Genomic DNA, 26,774 nt, shown 5'->3' with positions numbered 1-26,774 from the left:
ACTATGCGGGACCCGCCCACGGCCCACCGGTCAACCCGGCAATCACCGCATCAAACGACGACGCCGACCCCGCCAACCCCGCAGCCAGCCCCTGCCACGCCGACGCCGCCACAAACAACGGCCCCGCCCCCGCGCCAGCAAAGATCCGCGCCGAATTGATCTCCGGCGGCAGCCACGCGAAATCTGACAAGGGAATGCTCCTTCACAATGTTGCGCCGCCGTGGTGGCTCAGCGCGCCCACGAGAGCTTGCGACCAGGCCGCGGGGTTGAGGACAAACGTTGCAGGGATTCATTGAGCGGCTATTGGGTAAAAATGAAATGGGCGGCCAGTCGGTATCTGGGCCGCCATCGTGAAGCCGACATCCGGCCGCGGCATTCCGGGCGGCGCTCGGAAAGGAACCATGACAACGATCCGCATTTTCGGGTTGTCGCTGCTGTTCACCGCGGGCGCGCTGGCCATCGGCTACTGGCACGGCGGGCCGACGGCGCTGTTCTTGCTGGTGGTGCTGGCGGTGCTGGAGGTGTCGCTGTCGTTCGACAACGCCATCATCAACGCCACGATCCTGAAGCAGATGAGCCGGTTCTGGCAGCAAATGTTCCTGACCGTCGGGATTCTGATCGCGGTGTTCGGGATGCGATTGGTGTTTCCGTTGGTCATCGTGTGGGTCACCGCCGGGCTGGACCCGGTACAGGCGATGGACCTGGCGCTCAATCCGCCGCCCAACGGCGCGCTGGAGTTTCCGGACGGGTCGCGCAGCTACGAAAAGCTGATCAAAGACGCCCATCCGCAGATTGCGGCATTCGGCGGAATGTTCTTACTGATGTTGTTCCTGGACTTCGTTTTTCACGACCGAGACATCAAGTGGCTGAAGTGGATCGAAGCGCCGTTCGCCCGCGTCGGCCGGCTCGGGCAGGTGCCGGTGGCGGTGGCGTGTGTTGCGCTGGTCCTCGTCGGCACGGAGTTGACACGCTCGGGCGACGAGCGGGCGAGCGTCCTGATCGCCGGGCTACTTGGTCTGGTGACCTATCTCGTCGTCAACGGTTTGAGCCGGGCGTTCCGGCCCCCGGAATCAGCAGCGTCCGACGTCGGGGGAGCGGGGGCCGTCGGCAAAGCCGGCTTCACGCTCTTCCTCTATCTCGAGGTGCTCGATGCGTCCTTTTCCTTCGACGGTGTCACCGGAGCCTTCGCGATCACCAGCGACCCGATCATCATTGCGCTGGGTCTCGGCCTGGTGGGTGCCATGTTCGTCCGGTCGATCACCATCTATCTGGTCCGCCAAGAAACCTTGGACCGGTACATATATCTGGAGCACGGTGCCCACTGGGCGATCGGGGCTCTCGCGGTGATCATGCTGATATCCGTCAACGACCGCTTACAGTTGCCGGAGTGGATCACCGCCTCGATCGGCGTGATCTTCATCGCGGCCGCCGTCACCAACAGCGTGCTGCGCAACCGGCGAATCGCCAGGTGATGCCCAAAATCAGTGCCCGCCGGCCTGGAATCGCTCCACCGAGCGCTGCACCTCGGCTTCGGCTTCCTTGCGGCCCACCCAGTCGGCGGCCTTGACGAACTTGCCCGGCTCCAAGTCCTTGTAGTGCACGAAGAAGTGCTTGATCGCGTCCAGCTCGAAGGCCGGAACGTTCTCGATGTCCTGGATGTGGTCCCAGCGGTGGTCGCCGGCCGGAACGCACAGCACCTTGTCGTCGCCACCCTTCTCGTCGACCATCCGGAACATGCCGACCGGCCGGGCCGCCACCAGCACCCCCGGGAACAGCGCCTCGGGCAGCAGCACCATCGCGTCCAGCGGGTCGCCGTCCTCTCCGAGGGTGTCCTCGATGAAGCCGTAGTCGGCCGGGTAGGCCATCGGGGTGTAGAGGTAACGGTCCAGGCGGACCCGGCCCGTCTCGTGGTCGATCTCGTACTTGTTGCGCTGGCCCTTGGGAATTTCGATGGTCACGTCGAATTGCACCGCGTGGCTCCTTTGGATAAGCGAGTGGATAAGCGAGGCCCAGGACAGGCGTGAGTAGGTCAAATGCCGTCGCGGGTACACCCTAGTCCAGCGATACCGTGACGCCGCCTCCCGGCTCGTTCGGCACAATAGGTCCGGAAAGGGTCCGGAAAGGCAGGAGAGTCATGGGTCCCAAACGTTGGCGGAAGACCACCCACATGTTCATCGGGGTGGCCGTGCTGGCGTTTGTCGCCGCCGTGGTCGCGGCAGCCGCTTTCTTCACGACCGGAAGTCACGGAGCCGGTGCGCGCCCGCCGGTCCCGCCACCGCGCCCGCCCACGGTCAAACCGGGGGTGACTCCGGTGGCGGACACGGCTCCGGCGCCCAGCGCGGCCGGGGTGGCCGCGGCGCTGGCCCAGGCCGCGGCGGACCCCAACCTGGGCAGGCTGGCCGGCCGGGTCACCGACGCCCTGACCGGCCAGGAACTGTGGCGCCAGCTCGACGACCTGCCGTTGATCCCGGCGTCGACCAACAAGGTGCTGACCGCGACGGCGGCACTGCTCACCCTGGACCGGCAAGCCCGGGTCAGCACCCGGGTGGTGGCCGGCACCCGCGACAGCCAGGGGCCGGTGGTGCTGGTGGGTGCCGGGGATCCGACGCTGTCGGCCGCGCCACCGGGTGTCGACACCTGGTACCGCGGGGCCGCGCGCATCAGTGACCTCGTCGAACAGATCCGCCGCAGCGGCATGACGCCGACGGCGGTGCAAGTCGACATCTCCGCGTTCACCGGCCCGACCATGGCGCCGGGCTGGGACCCGGCCGACGTGGACAACGGTGACATCGCCCCCATCGAGGCGGCCATGATCGACGCCGGCCGGATCCAGCCCACGACCGTCAACTCGCGGCGGTCGCGCACCCCGGCGCTGGACGCCGGACGGGAGCTGGCCAAAGCCCTCGGCCTGGACCCGGCGGCGGTGACCATCGCCTCGGCACCGGCCGGCGCGCGGCAGCTGGCCGTGGTGCAGTCGGCGCCGTTGATCCAACGGCTGTCCCAGATGATGAATGCCTCCGACAACGTGATGGCCGAGTGCATCGCCCGTGAGGTGGCCGCCGCCATCAACCGGCCGCAGAGCTTCACCGGTGCGGTCGATGCGGTGCTCACCCGGCTGAACAGCGCACACATTGACATCGCCGGCGCCGCGCTGGCCGATTCCAGCGGGTTATCGGTCAACGACCGGCTCGCCGCTCGCACGCTCGACGGCGCGATGCAGGCGGCGGCGGGGCCGGACCAGCCGGCGTTGCGCCCGCTGCTGGATCTGCTGCCGATTGCCGGTGGCAGCGGCACGCTGGGCGAACGCTTTCTCGACCGGGCCACCAACCTGGGCCCGGCCGGCTGGTTGCGGGCCAAAACCGGCTCGTTGACGGCCATCAACTCGCTGGTCGGTGTGCTCACCGACAGCAGCGGACGGGTGCTCACGTTTGCGTTCCTGTCCAACGATGCCGGGCTGAACGGTCGCAACGCGATGGACGCTCTGGCGACCAAGTTGTGGTTCTGCGGGTGCACGACGTGACGGCATCGTCGGAGCTGACCCTCGGGAACACAGTCGATTGGCGATTTGCGGCCACGGTGGGGGAGCGGTTGGCCCGCCCGGGCCCGCCGTCCACCGAATACACCCGCCGCCAGGTGATCGGCGAGCTGATGCGCGCGGCGGAGAAGGCGGAACCGCCGGTGCGTGAGGTGACGGGGCTGATCACCGCGGGCGCGGTGCCCCCGGCGCGGGTCATGGACCGACCGGCGTGGGTCCGGGCGGCCGCCGAATCGATGCGGGCGATGACCAATGGCACCGACAAGCCGCGGGCCTTTCTCACCGGCCGGATCACCGGCGCCCAGACGGGGGCTGTGCTGGCGTTCGTGGCTTCGGGCATCCTCGGCCAGTACGATCCGTTTGCCGCCGCCGACGGCGCCGGAATGGGCGGTCTGCTGCTGGTGTATCCCAACGTCATCGCGGTCGAGCGGCAACTGCGGGTGGCCCCTTCGGATTTCCGGCTGTGGGTGTGCCTGCATGAGGTCACGCACCGGGTGCAATTCACCGCCAATCCCTGGCTGGCCGGCTACATGCAGGAAGCCCTGGGTCTGCTCACCAGGGAACCGGCCGACGATCTCGGGCAGGTGGTGAGCCGGCTGGCGGACTTCGTCCGCAACCGCGGTGACTCGTCCGACGATTCCGGCGGCCACGTGTCCGGCATTCTGGGCGTGGTGCGCGCCGTGCAGTCCGAGGCCCAACGCCGGGCCCTGGATCAGCTGTTGGTGCTCGGCACGCTGCTGGAAGGCCACGCCGAGCACGTGATGGACGCGGTGGGGCCGGTGGTGGTGCCGTCGGTGGCCACCATCCGCCGCCGCTTCGACGAACGACGTGCGCGTAAGCAACCGCCGCTGCAGCGGTTGCTGCGGGCCCTGCTGGGCTTCGACGCCAAGCTCAGCCAGTACACCCGCGGCAAGGCGTTCGTCGACGAGGTGGTGGGCCGGGTCGGGATGAAGCGGTTCAACATGATCTGGACGGGTCCGCAGACACTGCCCCTGCCGGCCGAGATCGAAAACCCGCAGCGATGGATCGATCGGGTGCTGTAGCGCAGCTGCGCAGGGTGGTCGAGGAATTCGCTGCCCGGTACCTCGGCTCCGCCGAGTGCTGGTGCGTGGGGTTGTCCGGCGGCCCGGACTCGTTGGCGCTCACCGCTGTTGCGGCGCACCTGCGGCCCACCACCGCACTGATCGTCGACCACGGTTTGCAGCCGGATTCGGCTGAGGTCGCCGAAACCGCACGGGCACAAGCTATTTCGCTGGGCTGTCGGGACGCACAGGTGGTCTGCGTTCGGGTAGGGACCGACGGCGGGTTGGAGGCCGCGGCGCGCGCCGCCCGCTACGCCGCCCTGGCGGAGCGCCGCGACGGTCCGGTCTTGTTGGCGCACACGCTCGACGACCAAGCCGAGACGGTGCTGCTGGGGCTCGGCCGCGGTTCGGGGCCCCGATCGATCGCCGGCATGCGTCCCTACGATCCGCCGTGGTGCCGGCCGCTGCTGGGGGTGCGTCGCAACGTGACGCACGATGCCTGCCGGGAGCTGGGTCTGACCGCCTGGCAAGATCCCCACAACGACGACCGGCGCTTCACCCGGACCAGGCTGCGCCAGGAGGTGCTGCCGCTGCTGGAGGACGTCTTGGGCGGCGGCGTGGCCGAGGCGCTGGCCCGCACCGCGACGGCGTTGCGCGAGGACACCGACCTGATCGACACGATCGCGGCCCGGGCGCTGACCGCCGCGGCGGCTGGTTCGGGACTGGACACCGCGGCGCTGACCGCACTGCCGGGCCCGGTGCGACGCCGGGTGATCCGCAGCTGGCTGCTGGCCGGCGGCGCGACGGGGCTGACCGACAAGCAGATCCGCGGCGTCGACGCGCTGGTCACCGACTGGCGCGGCCAGGGTGGCGTGGCGGTCGGGTCGGCATTTCGGGGTCAGCGATTGTTCGCCGGACGACGTGACGGCGTGCTGACGTTGCGGCTCGAGCCGGTCGCGAAACCGAGTTGACACCTGTTGGTTGTTGGTCGGTCGACGTCGCTACGCTGTGGTCGTGGCGGAGACCTTCCCGGGGCAGACGGCGGAGCTGTACCCGGGGGATATCAAGTCCGTGCTGCTCACCGAGGAGCAGATTCAGCGCCGCATCGCCGAGCTCGCCGCCCAGATCGGCGAGGACTACCGCGACTTGTCCGCGACGACCGGCCAGGATCTGTTGTTGGTCACCGTGCTGAAGGGCGCGGTGCTGTTCGTCACCGACCTGGCGCGCGCGATCCCGTTGCCCACCCAGTTCGAATTCATGGCGGTGAGTTCCTACGGGTCCTCGACGTCGTCGTCGGGAGTGGTGCGCATCCTCAAGGACCTCGACCGCGACATCCACGACCGTGATGTGCTGATCGTCGAGGACGTCGTCGACTCGGGTCTCACGCTTTCCTGGCTGTTGCGCAACCTCAAGAGCCGCCATCCGAGGTCACTGCGGGTGTGCACGCTGCTGCGTAAGCCTGATGCGGTGGGAGCCAACGTCGATATCGCCTACGTCGGCTTCGACATTCCGAACGACTTCGTGGTGGGCTACGGCCTGGACTACGACGAGCGCTACCGCGACCTGTCATACATCGGGACGCTGGATCCCAGGGTTTATCAGTAGCACTTAATCCAGCTCCCACACCGCGGTCACCGAGAAGCTGACCGTCTGCTGGCCGGGTTCCAGCGGCACCGGGGTGGCCGCGCGCGGTGGCGCCGGTGGGGCAGTCCTCGTCGGCGCGGTGGAACCCGACCCCTCCGAGATGGACAGCACCTTGCCCAGACGCAACCCCGACAGCTGCGCATATTGCTGGGCACGGTTCTTGGCGTCGTCGAAGGCGCGGGCCCGCGCGTCCTTCACCAGGGGCGAGTCGTCGGCGATGGAATAGCTGACCGAACTGATCCGGGTGGCGTCGCCGCCCGTGGTGACGATCAGGGCCAGCAGCCGCGAGGCGGCATCGGTGGGGCGGATCTTGACCTCGATTCCGTTGTCGGCGCGGTAGCTGGTGATCGTGGCCGTTCCGCCCGGCTCCGCGCTGCTGTACTGCGGTTGCAGGCTCACCTCGGTGGTGCGAATGTCCTTGCCGTCTACCCCGGCTCCCACCAGCGCATTGATCACCGCCTGTTGGCGGTCGTTGGTCTGGTTCATCGCGCTGGTGACGTCGGCTGCGGTGAACTCGATTGCGACGTCGGCGGTCAACGTGTCCGGAACACCTTGCACCTGCCCCGACCCGAAGACGGTCACCTGACGCGGATTTGCTCCGGGCGGCGATGCATCGTGGGAGTCGCACGCTGACAGCGACGCGGCGGCCAGGCCCGCGACGGCCAGGGCAACCGACTTGCGTACGACCCGTGGGGCGCTTTGTGTGAACGGCATGCGCTACCCTAGCGCCGCTTCGGCGCCGGGAAGCGAAATCCGCGCCGCCGCTTCGGCTCTGCTAACCGCCGGCCGGAGTTCGAGGGACGAACCTTGTCCGAGCCATCGGTGCCGCACCGGCGCGGGCGACTCCGGTTCGGGTGTAGACCGCCTGGAACGCTTTCGCGTGAGCTGCGAAATGCATCGCGGTCAACGCCGAAACCCCATCGGCCGCAGGTGGAATCACATTCATGGTGGAGGCGGCCGCGGCCGCGTTACGAGACATCATCGACGAGCCGAGCGCTTGCCGCTTGGTCGCTGCTGACTGCGCATTTCCGGCTCGTTGGTGAGAATCGACATTGAAAACTAAACCTCCGCGACTTATCCAGGCGTGTAGTTGAATGGGCATCGGCGGCTACGGCGCCGTCAAGCCCGATTGGCCGTAGCCTGCCGAAGGCCCGTGGGGTACAGGTATGTTGGCGCGACTTCGTTGTCGGAGAGTGACGCTTCCGTACGAAAGTTTGTTGTGAGCAAACCGCTTAAGCGGAGCGCCTGCGGTGCGGAGAATTCGGCGTCGACGCACTGGCCTAGGGGCCGTGGATGGTGTTGTCGTTCTACCTCGCGCAAGTGTTGCTTACGGCGGGGCCGTTTGGTACGGAGCGCATACGAATGCCTCCTGGACTAGTGCGAGCTCATTGCAACCGTCGGGAGCGGGAGCTACCGTGAGCCCGATCACAACGATGCTGGAGGCGAAGGTAACACTAGGACATGAATTAGTGTCAACCGTAGTTGTCCAATTGTATCCAGATGGCTGCCGGGTGAGCCGGGTCGCGCGCCGGTTCGGCGACACCGGCCAGCGCCCCGGTCGCTACGCGAACCCGGTCGTGAATCGAGCCGCAAATTGTGCAACAAATTCCAACCGCAAATTCTGATTGCTAATTCACGCGGGAAATCAGAACCATGAACGACGACGGCGCACCGGACCGAGACCGCCCGCTGATACCGGTCGTCGCGTGCCGATCCGCAGTGCGGATGTCGCCTCGGCCATTGCTCGTCACGGTGGTGGGCTCACCATGATTGGTTCCCAGGGCGGCATGACGACTTCAGATGCGCTGCCTCCAGGGAGCATCGCGCATCGTTCGCTCGATTTGCGCCGCCCAGACTTGTCCAGACTTGTCAATGGCCGGGCGGGAATGCTGTCCGAATCGATGAGCATAACGTGACTCCCGGCGTCCCATCGAACTTCATATGAAACTCTAATCATATTTGATTCAAATATGTTTCATAAAATCGCTCCAAGTGTCCTGCGTGTTTGGCACAGCAAATGAATTGTTATCGACACAGCAGTGAACAGGCTGGGTAAAACCTGTGTTGTTCCTATCTGGCTGGCCTAGCGTGTCGTGCGATGTGCTTCAGCGATGAGCGGCGTCACTGCCCGTGAAAGTCGTTGACGCAAAGTGATATTGGGGAAGGGATATTCATGTCGATCATGCTCGCGCAGCCGGACATGCTGGCTGCGACCGCTACGGAACTGCAATCCATCACCTTTGTGGTCCGTGCCGGGAATGCCGCCGCGGCAGGCCCGACGACCGGGGTGGTTCCGGCGGCAGCCGATCTGGTGTCGCTGCTGACCGCCACGCAGTTCGCCACGCATGCACAGATGTACCAGCAGATCAGCGCCCAGGCCGTAGCGGTGCAGGAGCAGCTGGCGACCACCCTGGGCATCAGCGCCGGCTCGTATGCGGCTACCGAGGCCGCCAACGCGGCCACCATCGGCTAGGAGACCGACAGTCATGGACTTTGCCCAGTTACCACCGGAGATCAACTCCGCGCTGATGTATTCCGGGCCCGGCTCCGGGCCGATGCTGACTGCGGCGGCTGCCTGGGATGCTCTGGCCGCCGAACTGCAATCCACCGCGTCCTCCTATGACGCACTGGTCACCGCACTGACCGACGGGCCGTGGCAGGGGCCGTCGGCGGCGTCCATGGCGGCCGCCGCCATGCCGCAAGTGGCGTGGCTGAGGAGCACCGCCGCGCAGGCAGAACAGGCGGGTACCCAGGCCGTGGCCGCCGCGACTGCCTACGAGGCGGCGTTCATGGCGACGGTGCCGCCAGCAGAGGTCGCGGCGAACCGGGCGTTGATGATGGCGTTGTTGGCCACCAACTTTCTCGGCCAGAACACCGCGGCGATCGCAGCCACGGAGGCGCAATACGGCGAGATGTGGGCCCAGGACGCGGCCGCGATGTATGGCTATGCCGGCGCATCGGCGCAAGCCACGACTTTGACGCCGTTCAGCCCGGCGCTCCCCACGGTCAACTTGGCCGGGGTAGTCGCCCAGGCCAATGCGGTGGCGCAAGCGGTGAGCACGTCGGCGCCCGCGCAAGGGATGGCCGAGATCACCAAGTCGCTGTCGCAGATGGCCGGCCTGACGAACGAACCACCCTGGCTCAAAAACCCTTTGGGGGCACTCGGCCTCGGCGTGAACACCTGGAATTCCAACGGCGACGGGATCGTCGTGGGCGGAGCCCTTGGCGACGTGCTGGAGGGCCTGACCGGCTCGCAAACGTTGGATGCCAGCTCGGCTATTGACGGGTTTTCCCGAATGGTCTCTCCCACTCGGCTTTTCGTAACCGTATTCAAGGACGTCGAAGGCCTTGCCCAAGCGATGTTGCCGAAGGCCGCAGCTAGCGCCGCCAAGGCCGCCGAGGGTGCCGCACAGGCTGCGGCAGGGGCATTGCCTGCCGCCCTTCCGAGTGGCTTGGGCGGGATAGCGGGAGCTGTCGGCAAGGCGGCGTCGGTCGGCGGCTTGGCGGTGCCCGCTTCCTGGGCCAACACGGTCGGGGCGGCCAACCCCATCGTGACGATCAGCAACCTCGGCGCCGCGGCGGCCGCAGAACCCGCCGCAAGCGCGTTCGGCGGGATGCCGGTGATGCCTGGTTCTGGCGTCGGGCGCGGCATGGCAGCCCACTTCGCCGCTCCCCGATACGGATTCAAGCCGACCGTGGTGCCGCAGCCGCCGGCCGGGGGATGACGGCCCAGCCCCGGGTAACTGGAGGAGGAGCCGTCGGGCAAGGGTCCCGGTAATGGGTCGTCGGGCGTCCAATCGGGAGCCAGTTCTTTCGGCTCGTCGGCAGATCGTTCACCCAACTGCAGACAGGCTGCTGTTCGGGTTGCCGTTGAACGGGAACAAATGGTCGCGCAACCGATTTCGAACCGGCGGACGGGTGTCCCTTGCGCGGCGTCGCAGCTCGTTTCCTGAGCGGTTGTCCCGATTTGCGTGCGCGCCTGGACAATTCGGCCGCGTCGTTGTCACAATGGCGAAAACGATACCGGGATTGTGTCTGTCGCGCTCTAAAGAGCTTTCGGCAATTCGTCGGAGGTCGGTCTGTCAGGAGGCCAGCGTTCACCCGACAAGCGTCGAGATCGACGCCAGCGCTAACGTCGATCTCGACGTAAGGACCGCGATCCCACCCCCGGCGTGACGAGAATCTTGCAGTGCCGCTCGGGGTCGGTGAGGTCGTCGAAGGCCGCACCGACCCCGTCCAGGCCGACCTCCCCGGTGATCAGCGGGCTGACGTCGATATCACCCTCGGCGATCGCACGCAGTGACTCGGCGAATTCATCCGGGCCGTAGGCGAGCACGAATTGCACGCTGATCTCTTTGGCGATCGCGAAGAACGGATGCATCATGTCGGTCTGCATGCACACTCCTGCGACGACCAGCCGCGTGCCCGGCCGTGCCCGTCGCAACACCTCATCGATGATCCCCGGTACGCCGATCGCCTCGAAAACCACTGCAGCCTTGACGGCGTCGAATGGCGAGCCCTGTGCCGGGTCTACCGTCCGATACGCGCCCATCGTCGTGGCCAGTTCCCGTCGTTTCGACGAAAAGTCGGATGCCACAATGGTTTCGACCCCACGTAACCGAAGTGCTGCGATGATGGACATACCGATCGGGCCGCAACCAAGCACCAGGGCCGCCTCGCCGGGGGCAATGCCCGACTTGTTGACGGCGTGCAATCCCACCGCCATGGGTTCGGCGAGGGCGGCATGTTTGGGATCGAGGCCATTCGGAATGGGCAGCAACAGCGGGGCCGAGAGCAGCATCCGTTCGGCATAGCCGCCGATTGTCTCGTTGCTGTAGATGATCGGCTCGAAGCCCTTGGTCGACAGCAACACCGGAATCGACGTGACCAACGTTCCGGGTGGCTGGCTTTCGGTATCGGGTCCCGCTTCGAGTATCTCGGCACTGAATTCGTGACCCATGAAGACGTCACTGTTCAGATCGACACGGGGTCCGCCGGCGCCACGTGTCATCTGATCGGTGAGCGCCAGCATTTCCTCGCCGTGCGCGGCGAAATGCAGGTCAGAACCGCAGATGCCGCATGCCAGCACCTTAACCAGTACCTGGCCCGGGCCGGGCGCTGGGTCGGGCACGTCATCCCGGTACACCATGCGTCCATTGCGTAACACCGAGGCGCGCATCAGCTTTCACTGCCTTGGTGCTCGGCCACGTGCTCATTGATGGCCTTGACCACCGCCTGGCCCGCGCGGCCGATCAAGTCCTCACGCTTGCCCTTGGCCCACTCGTGCGAGGCGCGGGGTGCTTCGAGCTGACCTTTGAAATATGGAATCACTTTGCGGGCGAACAGATCATAGGAGTGAAAGGTCGCCCGCGATGCGGCCCAGTCATGACCGAGCAACAGCAGGGTTCCGAAACCGCCCGAGCGGTTCAGCAGGTCCTCGATGTGGGCGATCGCGTCCTCAGGTGTGCCGATGCAGCAATTCCCCTTGGCGGCATACTCTTCGACGAATTCCCGGGTTGATTGTGTGCCCTCTACGGTGTTGGATAGCGGGACAAACCCTGCTGCGCCAAAGTACTTCGAGAAATCGGGCAACCCGTAGGTGCAGTCGTCGAGAGCCTGGTCCCGGGTGTCGGCCAAATGCATGATGGACAGCACCCGCCAGTCGCGGCGATCGGGCTCGTCCCGGCCCACTTTGGCGGCCTGCTCGCACACCACTCCCCAGGTGTTCTCCAGTGCCGCATACCCGCCGGGCACCGACATCGACAGCGACAGCAGCGACGTGCCCAGCGCTCCGGCCAGCCTTGGCCCCGACGGCGATATCATTGCCGCCGTTGAGATCTCAGGATACGGCCAGGTGTACGGTCGGATGTGTAGTTGCGCCTCGCGCAGGGTGAACCAGTCGGAATGGCGGTCGATGCGTTCATCCGGAGCGGCACGGAACAAGGCGAGAATAGCCTCGAGAGACTCCTGCATCATTCGGCGCTGGTCGATGGGATCGATGCCCATCATGTAGGCGTCCGACGGCAGCGCGCCGGGGCCCGTGCCGAACATGACCCGGCCACGGGTCAGGTGATCCAGCAATACCCAGCGGTCGGCCACCATCAGCGGATGGTGGTAGGGCAACGAGACCACCCCGGTGCCCAGCCGGATGTGCTTGGTCCGTTCGGCCGCGGCCGCGATGAAGACCTCCGGGCAGGCGATCAGCTCGTAGCCGCCGGAGTGATGTTCGCCGAACCAGGCCTCGTCGAAGCCCAGCCGGTCCAGCGCGACCACCCGGTCCATGTCGTATTCCAGTGCCACCGTGGGGGATTGGCCGGTCGGGTGAAACGGCGTGATGAAGACGCCGAAGCGCAGCGGCTCACCGGTCACCATTGCACCCCGTTGAGGAACTCGAGGAGTATCGCGTTCACCTCGTCGGGTCGCTGCTGCTGCAGCCAGTGCCCGGCGCCGTCAATCAGCACCTCGCGATAGGGACCGGTAATCAGCTCCGACGCGCGGTCGGTACGGGTGAAGGACAGCACCGGATCCGCAGTCCCGGCGATAAATAGTGACGGTACCGAGATTTTGGCGTCAGCGAGTTCGGCCGTTGTCTCCCAGTTGCGGTCGAAATTGCGATACCAGTTGAGCCCGCCGGTGAAACCGGTACGAGTGAATTCGCTGATGTAGTGGTCCAGTTCGTCCTGACTGATCCAGTCCGGCAGCCCATCGGGTTCCGGAAGGCGGTCGATGAAGCCCTCGGGTCCGGGGGCCAACATTCGCAATGCCGCACTCTGGTCGGCTGGTGGCCGCAAACCGCCGATCATCCGGCGCATCGTGCGAGCCGGGTCACCATCGAGCTCCGCATCGGCCACACCCGGTTGCTGGAAGTAGAGAATGTAGAAGAAGTTCTCGCCGAACGTCTGGCTGAACGCCTGAGTCGGCGGCACCTGCGCGCGGGGCAATGGCGGAACGCTGAGCGCGGCAACCGCGGCGACCCGGTCGGGATGCAGCAGCGGCGCATTCCACACAACGACGGCACCCCAGTCGTGACCAACCCAGACCGCGCGCTCGGCGCCCACATCGTCGAGCAGTCCCACCAGGTCCGCCGTCAACTGGTGAATGTCGTAGGCCTCGATCGCCTCCGGGCGCGAGGAGCCCCCATAGCCACGTTGATCCGGAGCCAGCACGTGGTAGCCGGCGTCGGCCAGGGCCGGAACTTGGTGCCGCCAGGAGTAGGCCAGCTCGGGAAAGCCGTGGGCCAGTATCACCGCGGGCGCGCCGCGGTCTCCGGCCTCGATCACGCGAAGCTGCACACCATTTGTGTCGACTAACCGTTCGGTTGATGGAGCCACCGTCTCACCAAATCACAACGGCCCTGGAGCGGGGAAGGCCTCGTCTGGCTAGGGCTTCGCCGAGCGTGTACCTGCTGCGAAAATCTGCCTGGAATTTCGCAGCAGGTACACGCTGGGTGAAAGAGTCAGCACGTCGGCCGGTATGGCGGACTGGATATCGTGGCCGGCACCGCGCATCATCGGCTGATGCGGCTGGACCACATAGTGCTGTGGACAAATGACGCGCGGGCGGCGATGGACTTCTATTCCAGGGTGGTTGGGCTTACGCCGGTGCGGTTCGACGAGTTCGAGGCGGGAGAAGCACCGTTCCCCAGCGTGCGGGTGTCCGACGACTCCATCATCGACCTGATGCCACTGCAGATGGCCGGCGGCCTTGGGTCGTTCGCAAAGGTCGAAGGCAGTGCCGGTCATCCGGTCAACCATGTCTGCCTGGCAATGTCGAAGTCCGAGTACCACGCACTCGACCGGCGACTGCGGGCGGAAGGGGCGGATACCAGCGCGCGGATGAACCATACCTACGGGGCTCGAGGGTGGGCGCCGCACGCGTTTTACTTCGCCGATCCGGACGGCAACGTGGTGGAGGCGCGCTATTACGAGTAGCCCAAGGCGTCCGCGAGGTTGCGCCGGCGTGATCGTTACCGCCTGGCATCCCCCGGTGTGACGCTTAGCACCGGGTTCGTTGCCGATTTCAGGATCGCAGCGGGAACCGCCAGTCGTTGACGAAGAGGACTGTGGCGACCCGCTGCGCCCGGCCTGGAACCAACCGAGCCGGGCTTGCGATCGCCACGGGAATGATGGTGGCGACCCGCTGCGCCCGGCCTGCGCCGGGCTTGCGATCGCCACGGGGCGGTAACCTTGACTTTTCCAGCTGCGTGAATCCGGAAGGACCAGGCCGGCACGGCCGATGATCGATGAACCGAAAAAACGTGATCCGTACCATCACGGCGATCGCCGTCGTGGTGCTGCTGGGCTGGTCGTTCTTCTATTTCAGTGACGACACCCGCGGTTACAAGCCAGTCGACACCTCGGTAGCGGTGTCGCAGATAAACAGCGACAACGTGAAGAGCGCGCAGATCGATGACCGTGAACAGCAGCTGCGGCTGGTCCTGAAGAAGGGCAACAACGACACCGACGGATCCGACAAGATCATCACCAAATACCCCACGGGCTACGCCGTCGACCTGTTCAACGCGCTGACCGCGAAGAATGCAAAGGTCAGCACCGTCGTCAACCAGGGCAGCATCCTGGGTGAGCTGCTGGTCTATGTGCTTCCCCTGCTACTGCTGGTGGGGCTGTTCGTGATGTTCTCCCGCATGCAGGGCGGCGCCCGGATGGGCTTCGGTTTCGGCAAGTCCCGCGCCAAGATGCTCAACAAGGACATGCCCAAGACGACGTTCGCCGACGTTGCCGGCGTTGACGAAGCCGTCGAGGAGCTCTACGAGATCAAGGATTTCTTGCAGAACCCCGGTCGCTACCAGGCGCTCGGCGCCAAGATCCCCAAAGGTGTACTGCTGTACGGCCCGCCCGGGACCGGCAAGACGCTGCTGGCCCGCGCCGTCGCAGGTGAGGCAGGCGTGCCGTTCTTCACCATCTCCGGGTCCGACTTCGTCGAGATGTTCGTCGGCGTCGGCGCCTCGCGCGTAAGGGACCTCTTCGATCAGGCCAAACAGAACAACCCCTGCATCATCTTCGTCGACGAGATCGACGCGGTGGGCCGCCAGCGCGGCGCCGGCCTGGGCGGCGGCCATGACGAGCGTGAGCAGACGCTAAACCAGCTGCTGGTGGAGATGGACGGGTTTGACCCGCGTGCCGGTGTCATTCTCATCGCGGCCACCAATCGGCCCGACATTCTGGATCCCGCACTGCTGCGGCCCGGCCGCTTCGATCGGCAGATCCCGGTCTCCAATCCCGACTTGGCGGGACGGCGGGCGGTGCTGCAGGTGCATTCCAAGGGTAAGCCGATCGGCCCGGACGCCGACCTCGACGGGCTGGCCAAGCGCACCGTCGGCATGACCGGCGCCGACCTGGCCAACGTCATCAACGAGGCGGCGCTGCTGACCGCCCGGGAGAACGGCACCGTCATCACCGGTCCCGCCCTAGAGGAGGCGGTGGACCGGGTGATCGGCGGTCCACGCCGCAAAGGGCGGATCATCAGCGAGCACGAGAAGAAGATCACCGCCTATCACGAGGGCGGCCACACCCTGGCGGCCTGGGCGATGCCCGACATCGACCCCGTCTACAAGGTGACGATCCTGGCCCGGGGACGCACCGGCGGCCACGCGGTGGCGGTGCCCGAGGAGGACAAGGGCCTAAGGACCCGCTCGGAGATGATCGCGCAACTGGTCTTCGCGATGGGCGGGCGGGCCGCCGAGGAATTGGTGTTTCGCGAGCCGACCACCGGCGCGGTGTCCGACATCGAGCAGGCGACCAAAGTGGCCCGCGCGATGGTTACGGAATACGGCATGAGCGCCCGCCTCGGGGCCGTGAAGTACGGCACCGAGCACGGCGACCCGTTCCTGGGCCGCTCGATGGGCACGCAGTCCGACTACTCGCACGAGGTTGCCCGCGAAATCGACGAAGAAGTGCGCAAGCTCATCGAGGCGGCGCACACCGAGGCGTGGGAGATCCTCACCGAATACCGCGACGTCCTCGACGCGCTGGCCGGTGAGCTGCTGGAAAAGGAAACCCTGCACCGGCCCGAGCTGGAGGCGATCTTCGCCAACGTCGAAAAGCGGCCCCGGCTGACCGTGTTCGACGACTTCGGCGGCCGGATTCCCTCGGACAAGCCGCCCATCAAGACACCCGGCGAGCTCGCCATGGAACGCGGCGAGCCGTGGCCGCCGCCGCTGCAAGAGCCGGCGTTCAAGGAAGCGATCGCCCGGGCTACCCGCGCGGCTGAAGCAGCACAGGCTGCCCAGTCAGGAGTCGACCGTTTCCCTAGCGGCGCCAACGGCTTGGACCGGGACAGATCCGCCTACCGGCCCGACTACGGTGCACCGGCCGACTGGCACGCTCCAGGATGGCCACCACGGCCGTCGTCGCCCAGCCGGCCACAGCCGGCGCCGGGTTATCGCCTGCCGGAAAAATCCGAACCGGACCCCGACGAACCGTCCGACCAGCAGAATAAGGACGTCAGCCGGTCCAATCCGTCGGCGCACGGCTGACGAAACGGAGGATTCCCATGACGCAGCTGGATTCCCGCCCCACGTCGTCCCACCCGCGGGCTTTCGACCAGCCGCGCGCCGAGGCCGCCGTGCGCGAATTGCTGTGCGCAATCGGCGAGGACCCCGACCGCGACGGCTTACGGGACACTCCGGCACGCGTCGCCCGCGCATATCGGGAGATCTTCGCCGGCCTCTACACTGAGCCCGAAACGGTGCTCAACGCCATGTTCGACGAAGATCACGACGAGCTGGTGCTGGTCAAGCAGATACCGATGTACTCCACGTGCGAACACCATCTGGTGTCGTTTCACGGTGTTGCCCACGTCGGCTATATCCCGGGCGAGGACGGCCGGGTGACCGGGCTGTCCAAGATCGCGCGGCTGGTGGACCTCTATGCCAAGCGGCCGCAGGTGCAGGAGCGGCTCACCAGCCAGATCGCCGATGCCATGGTGAAGAGGCTGGAACCAAGGGGCGTCATCGTCGTCATCGAGGCCGAACATCTGTGCATGGCGATGCGCGGGGTCCGCAAGCCCGGCGCCGTCACGACGACGTCAGCGGTGCGTGGTCTGTTCAAAACCAATGCCGCTTCTCGAGCCGAAGCGCTCGATCTCATCCTGCATAAGTGAGCCCGGCGCCTATGCAGGTCATGGGTGTCGTCAACGTCACCGAGGACTCGTTCTCGGACGGCGGGCGTTACCTCGATCCCGGCGCAGCCGTCGAGCACGGTCTGGCGCTGGTTGCCGACGGGGCGGACATCGTCGACGTCGGTGGTGAATCCACTCGGCCCGGCGCGACCCGCGTCGACCTGGGTGTCGAGACGGCTCGGGTCATCCCGGTGGTCAAAGAGCTTGCCGCACAAGGTGTTACGGTCAGCATCGACACCATGCACGCCGCCGTCGCGCGCTCGGCGCTGGAAAACGGCGCGCGGCTGGTCAACGATGTGTCCGGTGGCCGGGCCGACCCGGCGATGGCGCCGTTGGTGGCCGAAGCCGGGGTGGCGTGGGTGCTGATGCACTGGCGGCCGGTGTCGGCGGCCAGCCCGCACCAGGTGCCCGACTACGGCGACGTGGTGGCACAAGTGCGTGCCGAGCTGATGGCAGCCGTTGACGACGCGATAGCCGCCGGCGTCGACCCAGCGAACCTGGTGATCGATCCGGGGCTTGGATTCGCGAAGACGGGACAACACAATTGGGCACTTCTTCATGCCTTGCCGGAGTTGGTCGCCACCGGGTTTCCGGTGTTGCTGGGTGCCTCGCGCAAGCGCTTCCTCGGTAGCTTGCTGACCGGGCCCGACGGCACCATCCGCCCGCCGGCCGGGCGCGAGACGGCCACCGCGGTGATTTCGGCGCTGGCGGCCCTGCACGGGGCCTGGGGCGTGCGGGTACACGATGTGCGGGCAACGGTCGACGCCCTCAAGGTGGTGCAAGCGTGGCAGCGAGTTGAAGGGACCGGGCGCGATGGCTGACCGAATTGAGCTGCGCGGCTTGATCGTTCACGGTCGACACGGGGTCTACGACCACGAGCGGGTGGCCGGGCAGCGCTTCATCGTCGACATCACCATGTGGATCGATCTGGTCGACGCCGCCCGCAGCGACGATTTGGCCGACACCTACGACTACATCGGTTTGGCGCAGCGGGCCAGCGAGATCGTCAGCGGGCCACCGCGCAACCTGATCGAAACGGTCGGGGCCGAGATCGCCGACGAGGTGATGGAAGACCAGCGCGTGCATGCCGTCGAGGTGGTGGTGCACAAGCCGCAGGCCCCCATCCCGCTGCCGTTCGCTGACATCGCGGTGGTGACCAGACGGTCACGGCGTGGTGGCCGCGGTGCGGTGGTCCCCGCGGGCGGGGCGGTATGACGCGGGTAGTGCTGTCGATCGGCTCGAACCTCGGTGACCGCCTGGCGCATCTTCGGTCGGTCGTCGACGGGCTCGCCGATGCGTTTGTCGCCGCGTCCCGGGTGTACGAGACCGACCCGTGGGGCGGCATCGATCAGGATCCGTTTCTCAATGCGGTGCTGATTGCCGACGACCCCGAGCGTGATTGCCACGCATGGCTGTGCCGGGTTCACGAGTTGGAGCGGGCCGCGGGCCGGATGCGAGACGAGCGCTGGGGTCCGCGAACGCTGGACGTCGACCTCGTCACCTGCTCCGAGGTCACCCCGTCCGGCCGGGTGGACGTGGTCTCCGACGACAGCGATCTCACGCTGCCGCACCCGCTGGCACACCTGCGGGCTTTCGTGATGATCCCGTGGCTGGACGTCGATCCGGCCGCTGAAGTGCCGCTGCCGGATGGTCCGCGGCCCGTGGCCGAGCTGCTGGCTGAGTTGGAGCCCGCCGATCGGGCGAGCGTGCGGCTGACACCCCTGACCTTAGGAACCTGATGGGCCCCACCCGCAAACGCGATCTGACAGCCGCGGTGATCGCGGCTGCGGTGGTGGGTTATCTGCTGGTCGTGGTGTTGTTCCGGTGGTTTCCGCCGATCACGGTGTGGACCGGACTGTCGTTGCTCGGCGTCGCTGTCGCCGAGGCGCTGTGGGCTCGCTACATACGGGCCAAGATCGGTGACGGCGAGATCGGCGACGGACCCGGCCGCCTGCACCCGCTCACGGTGGCGCGCAGTCTGATGGTCGCCAAGGCGTCGGCCTGGGTGGGCGCCCTGGTGCTGGGTTGGTGGATCGGGGTGTTGGTGTATCTGTTGCCGCGGCGGTCCTGGCAGCGGGTTGCCGTCGAGGACACCACCGGAACGGTCGTAGCGGCCGGCAGCGCACTGGCGTTGGTGGTTGCCGCGCTCTGGCTGCAACATTGCTGCAAGTCTCCGCAGGATCCCACCGAGGGCGGTGAGGGGGCCGAAACCTAACGGTTGCCCCGCGATCACTCGCCGACGTTGCTGGCGGCCTCGTCGAATCGGCCGAAGAATCGCCGGACCGACGCGACACGCGGACGGCGCTGCCCGGGTACAGTCAGGCCATGACCGTTCTGTCCCGCGGCGCCCGGGTCCGGCGCGGCGGCCGCAGGCCGGGATGGGTGCTCTTGACGACGTTGCTGGTTCTTGCGATTGCGGCCAGTTCGGCACTGGTTTTCACCAATCGCGTGGAACTGCTCAAGCTCGCGGTAATCCTGGCGCTGTGGGCCGCCGTCGCCGGCGCGTTCGTGTCGGTGTTGTACCGCCGGCAAGCCGATGCGGAGCAGGCACGGGCGCGCGATCTGAAGCTGGTTTACGACTTGCAGTTGGATCGCGAAATCTCGGCTCGCCGCGAGTACGAGCTGTCGGTGGAGTCGCAGCTGCGCCGAGAGCTGGCCGCCGAGCTGCGCGGTGCGGCCGCCGACGAGGTGGCTGCGCTGCGAGCGGAACTGACCGCGTTGCGGACCAGTCTGGAGATCTTGTTCGACACGGACTTCGAGCACCGTCCGGCGCTGGAGCCCATGGACAAGATGGGGGCAACACAGGCACGCCGCTCACGAGCGGTGGCCGATCGGGTCCAGAATGGGCAGGGCCCGGCCGCCGACTGGGTGTCCATCGACCGGGTTGCGGTGGTTCGCCCGGGCGAAGCGGTCGACCGTGCCGAGGAAGCGATCATCGACGTGCCTGAGGTGGGAATGCCCCCCTACGACGACCGGGATGTCCCACCAGCGGGACCATTGCCGCCGCCTGCCGAGCCCGCAGCAACGAAACACTCCGCCGAGCGGGTCGGGCTGCACTACGAAACCGCGCCGGCTCCGCCCGGTCCGCGGTATGAGCCTCGTCATCGGCCACCGCCCCCGCCGGCTCCGCCGCCACAACCGGAGCCGCAATCGGAACCGTCGTGGGCACCCGTTGCCGCCGATGGACAATGGTTACCCCCGGGGGCGCCCGGGAGCCACTGGGCGTCCGGGGAACCCGCCGCTGCGCCGCCTGCCCAGCCATCGGGCCGACGACGGCGTTACCGGGATTCCAGACCGGAGGAAGGTCAAGGCGACATCAGGCTGGGCCACGTCGAGGTGCCCGGAGAAACCGGTGGTCGCCGGTCACGATCTCGCCATTCGACGGAGTACCGCGACCATGGCGTGGCGAGCCTGGGAGCCGTCCCCAGAGCGGACGGCACCGGGCCGGCTGCTGCTCCGCCGCCGTCCGCCGCCCCACCTCCGCCGGCGCCGGCAGCTGCGCGGCCCACTGCCCCGCCGCCACCCCGCCTGGCCGCGCCGCCGCCTCCGGAACCGGCTGCCCGCCATCGCAGCCCGGAGCCGGAGCCCGCGGCGGGAGCACACGGCTCCGACGCCCAAACCGGTGGCCAGTCGGTCGCGGACCTGCTGGCCCGACTGCAGGTCCAGCCGTCGGGAGGTGGGCGGCGTCGCCGCCGCGGCGGCTGATCGACTACAGTCTTAGTGACCGTCCGGTACCCGTTCAGCCAAGGGACTGGAACGAACAAGAAACCTGTGAGGTCGTCTGCGATGGTGCAGTTCGACGGATTGCGCCCGGCCAGGCTCAAAGTGGGAGTCATCTCCGCTGGCCGGGTAGGCACCGCGTTAGGAGTGGCGCTGGAGCGCGCCGACCACGTTGTGGTGGCGTGCAGCGCCGTCTCCCGTGCGTCGCTGCAACGGGCCGAGCGCTGGCTGCCCGACACCTCGGTGCTGCCGCCGCCGGATGTCGCTGCCGCAGCTGAGTTGCTGCTGTTGGCCGTCCCCGACACTGAACTGGCGGGTTTGGTGTCGGGCTTGGCTGCCACGTCGGCGGTGCGGCCCGGGACACTTGTGGCGCACACGTCCGGCGCCAACGGGGTCGGGATCCTGGCACCGTTGACCCGGCAGGGCTGCATACCGCTGGCCATCCACCCGGCGATGACGTTCACCGGGTCCGACGAGGACATCAGCCGGCTGCCGGATACCTGCTTCGGGATCACCGCGGCCGACGGCGTCGGCTATGCGATTGCCCAATCGCTGGTGCTGGAAATGGGCGGGGAGCCGTTCAGTGTCCGCGAGGACGCCCGCATCCTCTACCATGCGGCGCTGGCCCACGCGAGCAACCACATTGTGACCGTGCTCGCCGATGCTCTCGAGGCGTTGCGCGCCGCGCTGCGCGGCAGCGAACTGCTGGGCCAACAGTGCGTCGACGACCAGCCCGGGGGGATCGCCGAACGCATCATCGGACCGCTGGCCCGCGCGGCGCTGGAGAACACGCTGCAGCGCGGGCAGGCCGCGCTGACCGGGCCGATCGCCCGTGGTGATGCTGCCGCGGTCGCCGGGCACCTGGCCGCGCTGACCGGCGTCGACCCGCAACTGGCCCACGCCTACCGGGTGAACGCGCTGCGGACCGCTCAGCGGGCGCATGCTCCCGCCGACGTCGTCGAGGTGCTGGCGCGGTGAAAGTCAGCTTCAACCCGGGCGAACTCAACCGGTACTCGGTGCCGCGTGAGGTCAGCGACGTCTGCCGGGCGCTGCGGCACACCGGCCGGCGAGTGATGTTGGTGCCCACGATGGGTGCCCTGCACGAGGGCCATCTCGCACTGGTGCGCGCGGCCAAGAGGACGCCCGGCTCGGTGGTCGTGGTGTCGATCTTCGTCAATCCGCTGCAATTCGGCGCCGGGGAGGATCTCGACGCCTACCCCCGAACCCTCGAGGACGACGTGGCGCAGCTGCGTGCCGAAGGCGTGGAGATCGTGTTCGTGCCGACGGCCGCGGCGATGTACCCCGATGGGATGCGTACCACGGTGCAACCTGGGCCGCTGGGCGCCGACCTCGAAGGCAGCGCGCGGCCGGGCCATTTCGCCGGGGTGCTGACCGTGGTGCTCAAACTGCTGCAGATCATCCGGCCCGATCGGGCCTATTTCGGCGAGAAGGACTATCAGCAGCTGGTGCTCATCCGGCAGCTGGTCGCGGACCTCAACGTCGACGTGCAGGTGGTTGGGGTGCCGACCGTGCGCGAGGCCGACGGGCTGGCGATGTCGTCGCGCAACCGATACCTGGACCCGGCGCAACGAGAAGCGGCGGTGGCGTTGTCGGCGGCGCTGACGGCCGGAGCGCACGCGGCTGCATTAGCGGGCGCCGGTGCCCGGGCCGCGGTGGACGCGGCTCGCGCTGTGCTCGACGCCATGCCTGGGATCGCGGTCGATTATGTGGAGTTGCGCGACGCCGGGCTCGGCCCGGCGCCCGCCAGCGGATCAGCCCGGCTGCTGGTTGCGGCGCGCGTCGGCGCCACCAGGCTGCTGGACAACGTCGAAATCCAGATCGGAAACTTCGCCGGCACCCCCGGGCCGGACGAGTCGCGGGCCCACTATGCCCAATCATCTTGGAGGAACTGATGTTACGGACCATGCTGAAGTCGAAGATCCACCGCGCGAGGGTGACGCAGGCGGACTTGCATTACGTCGGATCGGTGACCATCGACGCCGATCTGATGGCGGCCGCCGATCTGCTCGAGGGTGAACAGGTGACCATCGTTGACATCGACAATGGTGCCCGGCTGGTCACCTACGCGATCACCGGCGAGCGCGGCAGCGGCGTCATCGGGATCAACGGTGCCGCCGCACATCTCGTTCACCCGGGCGACCTGGTGATCCTGATCGCCTACGGGACCATGTCAGATGCGGAGGCTCGCGCCTACAAACCGCGGATCGTGTTCGTCGACGCCCAAAACAAACAGATCGACCTGGGCAGCGATCCGGCTTTCGTGCCCGCTGACGCGGGGGAGCTACTAGACCCGCGGATCGGTGTGCGGTAGCCGTGCTGCTGGCGATCGACGTCCGCAACACCCACACCGTCGTAGGCCTGCTGTCCGGAGCCAAGCAGCACGCAAAGGTGGTGCAGCAGTGGCGGATACGCACCGAGTCCGAAGTCACCGCCGACGAACTGGCGCTCACCATCGACGGCCTGATCGGCGAGGACTCCGAGCGGCTCACCGGCGCGGCCGGTCTGTCCACGGTCCCGTCGGTGCTGCACGAGGTCCGGATCATGCTCGACCAGTATTGGCCGTCGGTCCCGCACGTGCTGATCGAACCGGGGGTGCGCACGGGTATCCCGCTGCTGGTCGACAACCCCAAAGAAGTGGGCGCCGACCGGATCGTGAACTGCCTGGCGGCGCATCACAAGTTCGGTAAGGCCGCCATCGTCGTCGATTTCGGCTCGTCGATCTGCGTGGACGTGGTGTCGGCCAAGGGCGAATTCCTCGGCGGTGCCATCGCGCCCGGCGTGCAGGTGTCGTCCGACGCCGCGGCCGCCCGTTCGGCCGCGCTGCGCCGCGTCGAGCTGACCCGGCCACGTTCGGTCGTCGGCAAGAACACCGTCGAATGCATGCAGGCGGGTGCGGTGTTCGGCTTCGCCGGGCTGGTCGACGGCTTGGTCCGGCGCATCCGAGAAGACGTCAAGGGATTCTCCGCCGCAGACGATGTCGCGGTCGTGGCCACCGGGCATACGGCGCCGCTGCTGCTGCCCGAGTTGCACACGGTCGATCACCACGACCAGCACTTGACGCTGCATGGTTTGCGGCTGGTCTTCGAACGAAACCACGACGCCCAGGGTGGCCGGCTGAAGACCGCGCGCTGAACCCCGAGCATCGAGTCAACGCGGTAGGCGCACGGTCGACCCCTTAAGCTGGCACGTCGTGAGTGCCGCTGACCCAGACCTCCCCGAGCAGTTCCGGATCCGTCGGGACAAGCGCGCTCGGCTGTTGGCAGAAGGGCGCGACCCTTACCCGGTTGCCATCGAACGCACCCACACCTTGGCCGAGATCCGCGATGCCTACCCGGACCTGCCCGTCGACACCGCTACCGACGACGAAGTCGGTGTCGCCGGCCGGGTAGTCCTCGCGCGCAACGCCGGCAAGCTGTGCTTTGCGACACTTCAGGACGGCGATGGCACCCGCCTGCAGGTGATGATCAGCTTCGATAAGGTCGGCCGGGAAGCGCTCGATGCGTGGAAAGCCGATGTCGATCTCGGCGACATCGTGTACGTGCACGGCACCGTGATCAGTTCACGCCGCGGCGAATTGTCAGTTCTCGCCGACTCCTGGCGGATGGCCGCCAAGTCGCTGCGGCCGCTGCCCGTCGCGCACAAGGAGATGAGCGAGGAGGCACGGGTACGGCAGCGCTATGTCGACCTGATCGTCCGTCCGCAGGCGCGGGAGGTGGCCCGGCAGCGGATTGCCGTCATCCGAGCGATAAGGAATGCGCTGGAACGCCGGGGGTTCGTCGAGGTCGAGACGCCCATGTTGCAGACGCTAGCCGGCGGTGCGGCAGCCCGGCCGTTTGTCACCCATTCCAACGCTCTCGACATCGACCTCTACCTACGCATCGCGCCGGAACTGTTCCTCAAGCGCTGCATAGTCGGCGGCTTCGACAGGGTCTTCGAACTAAATCGGGTGTTCCGAAACGAAGGAGCCGATTCTACACATTCCCCGGAATTCTCGATGTTGGAGACCTACCAGACCTATGGAACCTATGACGATTCCGCAGTGGTCACCAGGCAGCTTATTCAAGAGGTAGCCGACGAGGCGATCGGCACCCGACAACTTCCGATGCCCGACGGCAGTGTCTACGACATCGACGGAGAATGGGCGACAATCCAGATGTATTCCTCCCTGTCGGCGGCACTCGGCGAAGAGATCACACCGCAGACCTCGGTCGATCGGTTACGCGAGATCGCGCGCCGACTCGATGAAGAGATTCTCGACAAGGGTGGCTACCGTCACGGCAAACTCGTGGAGGAACTCTGGGAGCACACTGTGGGCAACACGTTGACCGCGCCCACATTTGTGAAGGATTTTCCGGTAGAGACAACGCCATTGACCCGCCAGCACCGCAGTATCGCCGGAGTAACCGAGAAGTGGGACCTCTACCTGCACGGAGTCGAACTGGCCACCGGGTACTCTGAATTAAACGACCCGGTGGTACAGCGGGATAGACTCGCTGAACAGGCTCGCGCCGCGGCCGCGGGCGATGACGAGGCGATGTCGCTCGACGAGGATTTTCTGGTGGCCCTGGAGTACGGGATGCCACCGTGCACTGGAACGGGAATGGGTATCGATCGGTTGTTGATGGCTTTGACCGGCCTGTCAATTAGGGAGACAGTTTTGTTCCCGATTGTTCGACCGCACTCCAACTGAACTGCCCGCCGATGTGTCCAGATTGAGTATTTCACGTTCTTATGGCAGATTAGTGACCGGGGAGTCTGTCCATCCTGCACGGTAACTGCACGGGAAGAAACGCGAGGGTAAGCCAATGGCGAAGAAAGTAACCGTCACCTTGGTCGACGATTTCGACGGTTCCGGCGCCGCCGACGAAACGGTCGAATTCGGGCTTGACGGGGTGACCTATGAGATTGACCTTTCTTCTAAGAATGCCGCGAAACTGCGCGGCGACTTGAAGCAATGGGTCGAGGCCGGCCGTCGTGTCGGCGGTCGCCGGCGCGGGCGTTCCGGTTCCGGCCGCGGCCGCGGCGCGATCGACCGCGAACAAAGTGCCGCGATCCGGGAATGGGCGCGTCGCAATGGACACAACGTGTCGACTCGCGGCCGTATCCCGGCTGACATCATCGACGCGTTCCACGCCGCAACCTAGTAGTCGCTCACACCGGCGCCCAGGCTCCAAAGCCTGGGCGCCGGTGCTGTGTCGCTTTCGCTGGTGGCGAACCCGCCGCCAGTCGGCGCCGGAAACATATCGGCGATCCTCCTCGTTGACGTGGTGCGGTTCTGAAGTAAGAGGTGCCACGCGGACATGCGTCCGCGCCCCGGAACCGCTAGGAGGGCTCTGAACAACGGGGCGTGATGGGGCGGGAAGAACGCCGACAAGGCCGTTTCTTCGGCAGTAGGTCAGACCCTGGTTGGTCGACAACGTGGTCGTTCTTCCCGCCGATATCAGTGTGCTGGGCGGGTATCGAGATGGGCAAGTCTGGGCCGTGGCCGTCAGGCCAGGGCCCACCCGCCGTCGGTGCGGGTCAAGCCGCTGTTCACCAGTGTGCGCAGATTGATTGCGGCACAACGGCGTCGCAGCCAGGCGTGATTCTTCTCCACGCCGAGGTAGCGCAGTTTGACCTGAGTTAGGACATTTGCCTTAGTACCCCGTTTTCAGTCCGAGCGCGTCGAGGATGTGGCGTTGATCTGCGGGAAT

27 protein-coding genes and 1 pseudogene are annotated in these 26,774 nt (G+C 66.7%); 21 read left to right on the top strand and 7 right to left on the bottom strand.

Annotation, left to right across the window (positions count from 1 at the left end; genetic code table 11):
* Window positions 1-4 precede the first annotated feature (4 nt).
* A pseudogene (locus tag AWC07_RS07795) lies at window positions 5-190 on the bottom strand (PPE domain-containing protein); the annotation flags it as partial.
* 211 nt (window positions 191-401) lie between these two features.
* Here AWC07_RS07795 and AWC07_RS07790 point away from each other — a divergent pair.
* The gene (locus tag AWC07_RS07790; RefSeq protein ID WP_036410149.1) at window positions 402-1,472 is read left to right on the top strand and encodes a DUF475 domain-containing protein; all 1,071 of its coding nucleotides are present in this window, start codon (window positions 402-404) and stop codon (window positions 1,470-1,472) included.
* Between the two features lie 9 nt (window positions 1,473-1,481).
* Here AWC07_RS07790 and AWC07_RS07785 read toward each other — a convergent pair whose 3' ends face one another.
* On the bottom strand, window positions 1,482-1,970 hold the full coding sequence (locus AWC07_RS07785) for an inorganic diphosphatase (protein ID WP_036406357.1): 489 nt from the start codon (window positions 1,968-1,970) through the stop codon (window positions 1,482-1,484).
* A 164-nt stretch (window positions 1,971-2,134) separates the two neighbouring features.
* On the opposite strand from AWC07_RS07785, the gene dacB reads away from it, so the two are divergent.
* From dacB to hpt, 4 genes are read left to right on the top strand one after another with little or no spacing between them, the layout of a single operon-like run.
* Entirely contained in the window at window positions 2,135-3,520 is a 1,386-nt protein-coding gene (gene dacB, locus AWC07_RS07780; RefSeq protein WP_139829597.1) for a D-alanyl-D-alanine carboxypeptidase/D-alanyl-D-alanine endopeptidase, read from the top strand.
* Complete coding sequence (locus tag AWC07_RS07775; protein ID WP_036418188.1) at window positions 3,517-4,578, top strand: zinc-dependent metalloprotease; 1,062 nt, start codon at window positions 3,517-3,519, stop codon at window positions 4,576-4,578. Before dacB ends, AWC07_RS07775 begins: the two co-directional genes overlap by 4 nt.
* Window positions 4,557-5,528: a tRNA lysidine(34) synthetase TilS gene (tilS, locus tag AWC07_RS07770; RefSeq protein WP_036418182.1), complete on the top strand. Its 972-nt coding sequence runs from the start codon at window positions 4,557-4,559 to the stop codon at window positions 5,526-5,528. Before AWC07_RS07775 ends, tilS begins: the two co-directional genes overlap by 22 nt.
* Window positions 5,529-5,565: 37 nt before the next feature.
* Window positions 5,566-6,162: a hypoxanthine phosphoribosyltransferase gene (hpt, locus tag AWC07_RS07765; RefSeq protein WP_036418180.1), complete on the top strand. Its 597-nt coding sequence runs from the start codon at window positions 5,566-5,568 to the stop codon at window positions 6,160-6,162.
* A gap of 3 nt (window positions 6,163-6,165) precedes the next feature.
* On the opposite strand, the gene AWC07_RS07760 is transcribed toward hpt, so the two are convergent.
* The gene (locus tag AWC07_RS07760) at window positions 6,166-6,915 is read right to left on the bottom strand and encodes an SIMPL domain-containing protein (protein WP_036418178.1); all 750 of its coding nucleotides are present in this window, start codon (window positions 6,913-6,915) and stop codon (window positions 6,166-6,168) included.
* Window positions 6,916-6,976: 61 nt separating this feature from the next.
* Entirely contained in the window at window positions 6,977-7,303 is a 327-nt protein-coding gene (locus tag AWC07_RS29300; protein ID WP_084293726.1) for a PE family protein, read from the bottom strand.
* Window positions 7,304-8,374: 1,071 nt separating this feature from the next.
* On the opposite strand from AWC07_RS29300, the gene AWC07_RS07750 reads away from it, so the two are divergent.
* Together AWC07_RS07750 and AWC07_RS07745 are read left to right on the top strand one after the other, a co-directional pair.
* Entirely contained in the window at window positions 8,375-8,674 is a 300-nt protein-coding gene (locus AWC07_RS07750; protein WP_036418176.1) for a PE family protein, read from the top strand.
* A gap of 13 nt (window positions 8,675-8,687) precedes the next feature.
* Entirely contained in the window at window positions 8,688-9,926 is a 1,239-nt protein-coding gene (locus tag AWC07_RS07745; protein WP_085105019.1) for a PPE family protein, read from the top strand.
* A 404-nt stretch (window positions 9,927-10,330) separates the two neighbouring features.
* Here AWC07_RS07745 and AWC07_RS07740 read toward each other — a convergent pair whose 3' ends face one another.
* From AWC07_RS07740 to AWC07_RS07730, 3 genes are read right to left on the bottom strand one after another with little or no spacing between them, the layout of a single operon-like run.
* Complete coding sequence (locus tag AWC07_RS07740) at window positions 10,331-11,380, bottom strand: zinc-binding dehydrogenase (protein ID WP_051508095.1); 1,050 nt, start codon at window positions 11,378-11,380, stop codon at window positions 10,331-10,333.
* Entirely contained in the window at window positions 11,380-12,573 is a 1,194-nt protein-coding gene (locus AWC07_RS07735) for an LLM class flavin-dependent oxidoreductase (RefSeq protein WP_036415839.1), read from the bottom strand. The genes AWC07_RS07740 and AWC07_RS07735 overlap by 1 nt, the downstream gene beginning before the upstream one ends.
* Window positions 12,567-13,532, bottom strand: a complete 966-nt coding sequence (locus tag AWC07_RS07730) for an alpha/beta fold hydrolase (RefSeq protein WP_036415841.1) — start codon at window positions 13,530-13,532, stop codon at window positions 12,567-12,569. The genes AWC07_RS07735 and AWC07_RS07730 overlap by 7 nt, the downstream gene beginning before the upstream one ends.
* 186 nt (window positions 13,533-13,718) lie before the next feature.
* Between AWC07_RS07730 and AWC07_RS07725 the strand changes: the two genes are divergently transcribed.
* The 14 genes from AWC07_RS07725 to lsr2 all read left to right on the top strand — a co-directional run bounded on the left by AWC07_RS07725 (window position 13,719) and on the right by lsr2 (window position 26,225).
* Window positions 13,719-14,132, top strand: coding sequence for a VOC family protein (locus tag AWC07_RS07725; RefSeq protein ID WP_036415864.1), 414 nt, complete (start codon window positions 13,719-13,721; stop codon window positions 14,130-14,132).
* 311 nt (window positions 14,133-14,443) lie between these two features.
* Window positions 14,444-16,696: an ATP-dependent zinc metalloprotease FtsH gene (ftsH, locus tag AWC07_RS07720; RefSeq protein ID WP_036415843.1), complete on the top strand. Its 2,253-nt coding sequence runs from the start codon at window positions 14,444-14,446 to the stop codon at window positions 16,694-16,696.
* A 17-nt stretch (window positions 16,697-16,713) separates the two neighbouring features.
* Entirely contained in the window at window positions 16,714-17,322 is a 609-nt protein-coding gene (gene folE, locus AWC07_RS07715) for a GTP cyclohydrolase I FolE (RefSeq protein ID WP_036415844.1), read from the top strand.
* Entirely contained in the window at window positions 17,319-18,161 is an 843-nt protein-coding gene (gene folP / locus AWC07_RS07710; RefSeq protein WP_167380031.1) for a dihydropteroate synthase, read from the top strand. Before folE ends, folP begins: the two co-directional genes overlap by 4 nt.
* Window positions 18,154-18,555 (top strand): dihydroneopterin aldolase, encoded by a 402-nt coding sequence (gene folB / locus AWC07_RS07705; protein ID WP_036415847.1) that lies wholly within the window; start codon window positions 18,154-18,156, stop codon window positions 18,553-18,555. The genes folP and folB overlap by 8 nt, the downstream gene beginning before the upstream one ends.
* The gene (gene folK / locus AWC07_RS07700; protein WP_036415849.1) at window positions 18,552-19,079 is read left to right on the top strand and encodes a 2-amino-4-hydroxy-6-hydroxymethyldihydropteridine diphosphokinase; all 528 of its coding nucleotides are present in this window, start codon (window positions 18,552-18,554) and stop codon (window positions 19,077-19,079) included. Before folB ends, folK begins: the two co-directional genes overlap by 4 nt.
* Entirely contained in the window at window positions 19,079-19,555 is a 477-nt protein-coding gene (locus AWC07_RS07695; protein ID WP_036415851.1) for a DUF3180 domain-containing protein, read from the top strand. The genes folK and AWC07_RS07695 overlap by 1 nt, the downstream gene beginning before the upstream one ends.
* Before the next feature lie 110 nt (window positions 19,556-19,665).
* Window positions 19,666-21,045 (top strand): DUF6779 domain-containing protein, encoded by a 1,380-nt coding sequence (locus AWC07_RS07690; RefSeq protein WP_036415853.1) that lies wholly within the window; start codon window positions 19,666-19,668, stop codon window positions 21,043-21,045.
* 81 nt (window positions 21,046-21,126) lie between these two features.
* A complete protein-coding gene (locus tag AWC07_RS07685) occupies window positions 21,127-22,038 on the top strand; it encodes a Rossmann-like and DUF2520 domain-containing protein (RefSeq protein ID WP_036415855.1) in 912 nt (303 codons plus the stop codon).
* Window positions 22,035-22,973 carry a pantoate--beta-alanine ligase gene (gene panC / locus AWC07_RS07680; RefSeq protein ID WP_036415858.1) on the top strand — a complete coding sequence of 313 codons (939 nt, stop codon included), beginning with the start codon at window positions 22,035-22,037 and terminating at the stop codon, window positions 22,971-22,973. Before AWC07_RS07685 ends, panC begins: the two co-directional genes overlap by 4 nt.
* A complete protein-coding gene (gene panD / locus AWC07_RS07675; protein WP_036419545.1) occupies window positions 22,973-23,392 on the top strand; it encodes an aspartate 1-decarboxylase in 420 nt (139 codons plus the stop codon). The genes panC and panD overlap by 1 nt, the downstream gene beginning before the upstream one ends.
* 2 nt (window positions 23,393-23,394) lie before the next feature.
* Window positions 23,395-24,213, top strand: coding sequence for a type III pantothenate kinase (locus AWC07_RS07670; RefSeq protein ID WP_036419547.1), 819 nt, complete (start codon window positions 23,395-23,397; stop codon window positions 24,211-24,213).
* A 58-nt stretch (window positions 24,214-24,271) separates the two neighbouring features.
* Window positions 24,272-25,771, top strand: coding sequence for a lysine--tRNA ligase (gene lysS / locus AWC07_RS07665; RefSeq protein ID WP_036419550.1), 1,500 nt, complete (start codon window positions 24,272-24,274; stop codon window positions 25,769-25,771).
* Window positions 25,772-25,886: 115 nt separating this feature from the next.
* Complete coding sequence (lsr2, locus tag AWC07_RS07660) at window positions 25,887-26,225, top strand: histone-like nucleoid-structuring protein Lsr2 (RefSeq protein WP_036419552.1); 339 nt, start codon at window positions 25,887-25,889, stop codon at window positions 26,223-26,225.
* Window positions 26,226-26,774: the final 549 nt, after the last annotated feature.

It is taken from the genome of Mycobacterium gastri, from assembly GCF_002102175.1.
Classification (GTDB): domain Bacteria; phylum Actinomycetota; class Actinomycetes; order Mycobacteriales; family Mycobacteriaceae; genus Mycobacterium; species Mycobacterium gastri.
This window is presented reverse-complemented; position numbering and strand designations above follow the sequence as displayed.

Excerpts from the sequence above, each read along its gene's own strand:
- AWC07_RS07790 (WP_036410149.1), top strand. The coding sequence starts at position 402 with ATGACAACGATCCGCATTTTCGGGTTGTCGCTGCTGTTCACCGCGGGC.
- dacB (WP_139829597.1), top strand. The coding sequence starts at position 2,135 with ATGGGTCCCAAACGTTGGCGGAAGACCACCCACATGTTCATCGGGGTG.
- tilS (WP_036418182.1), top strand. The coding sequence starts at position 4,557 with ATGGATCGATCGGGTGCTGTAGCGCAGCTGCGCAGGGTGGTCGAGGAA.
- AWC07_RS07760 (WP_036418178.1), bottom strand. The coding sequence starts at position 6,915 with ATGCCGTTCACACAAAGCGCCCCACGGGTCGTACGCAAGTCGGTTGCC.
- AWC07_RS29300 (WP_084293726.1), bottom strand. The coding sequence starts at position 7,303 with ATGCCCATTCAACTACACGCCTGGATAAGTCGCGGAGGTTTAGTTTTC.
- AWC07_RS07750 (WP_036418176.1), top strand. The coding sequence starts at position 8,375 with ATGTCGATCATGCTCGCGCAGCCGGACATGCTGGCTGCGACCGCTACG.
- AWC07_RS07745 (WP_085105019.1), top strand. The coding sequence starts at position 8,688 with ATGGACTTTGCCCAGTTACCACCGGAGATCAACTCCGCGCTGATGTAT.
- AWC07_RS07740 (WP_051508095.1), bottom strand. The coding sequence starts at position 11,380 with ATGCGCGCCTCGGTGTTACGCAATGGACGCATGGTGTACCGGGATGAC.
- AWC07_RS07735 (WP_036415839.1), bottom strand. The coding sequence starts at position 12,573 with ATGGTGACCGGTGAGCCGCTGCGCTTCGGCGTCTTCATCACGCCGTTT.
- AWC07_RS07725 (WP_036415864.1), top strand. The coding sequence starts at position 13,719 with ATGCGGCTGGACCACATAGTGCTGTGGACAAATGACGCGCGGGCGGCG.
- ftsH (WP_036415843.1), top strand. The coding sequence starts at position 14,444 with ATGAACCGAAAAAACGTGATCCGTACCATCACGGCGATCGCCGTCGTG.
- folE (WP_036415844.1), top strand. The coding sequence starts at position 16,714 with ATGACGCAGCTGGATTCCCGCCCCACGTCGTCCCACCCGCGGGCTTTC.
- folB (WP_036415847.1), top strand. The coding sequence starts at position 18,154 with ATGGCTGACCGAATTGAGCTGCGCGGCTTGATCGTTCACGGTCGACAC.
- folK (WP_036415849.1), top strand. The coding sequence starts at position 18,552 with ATGACGCGGGTAGTGCTGTCGATCGGCTCGAACCTCGGTGACCGCCTG.
- AWC07_RS07695 (WP_036415851.1), top strand. The coding sequence starts at position 19,079 with ATGGGCCCCACCCGCAAACGCGATCTGACAGCCGCGGTGATCGCGGCT.
- AWC07_RS07690 (WP_036415853.1), top strand. The coding sequence starts at position 19,666 with ATGACCGTTCTGTCCCGCGGCGCCCGGGTCCGGCGCGGCGGCCGCAGG.
- AWC07_RS07685 (WP_036415855.1), top strand. The coding sequence starts at position 21,127 with ATGGTGCAGTTCGACGGATTGCGCCCGGCCAGGCTCAAAGTGGGAGTC.
- panD (WP_036419545.1), top strand. The coding sequence starts at position 22,973 with ATGTTACGGACCATGCTGAAGTCGAAGATCCACCGCGCGAGGGTGACG.
- lsr2 (WP_036419552.1), top strand. The coding sequence starts at position 25,887 with ATGGCGAAGAAAGTAACCGTCACCTTGGTCGACGATTTCGACGGTTCC.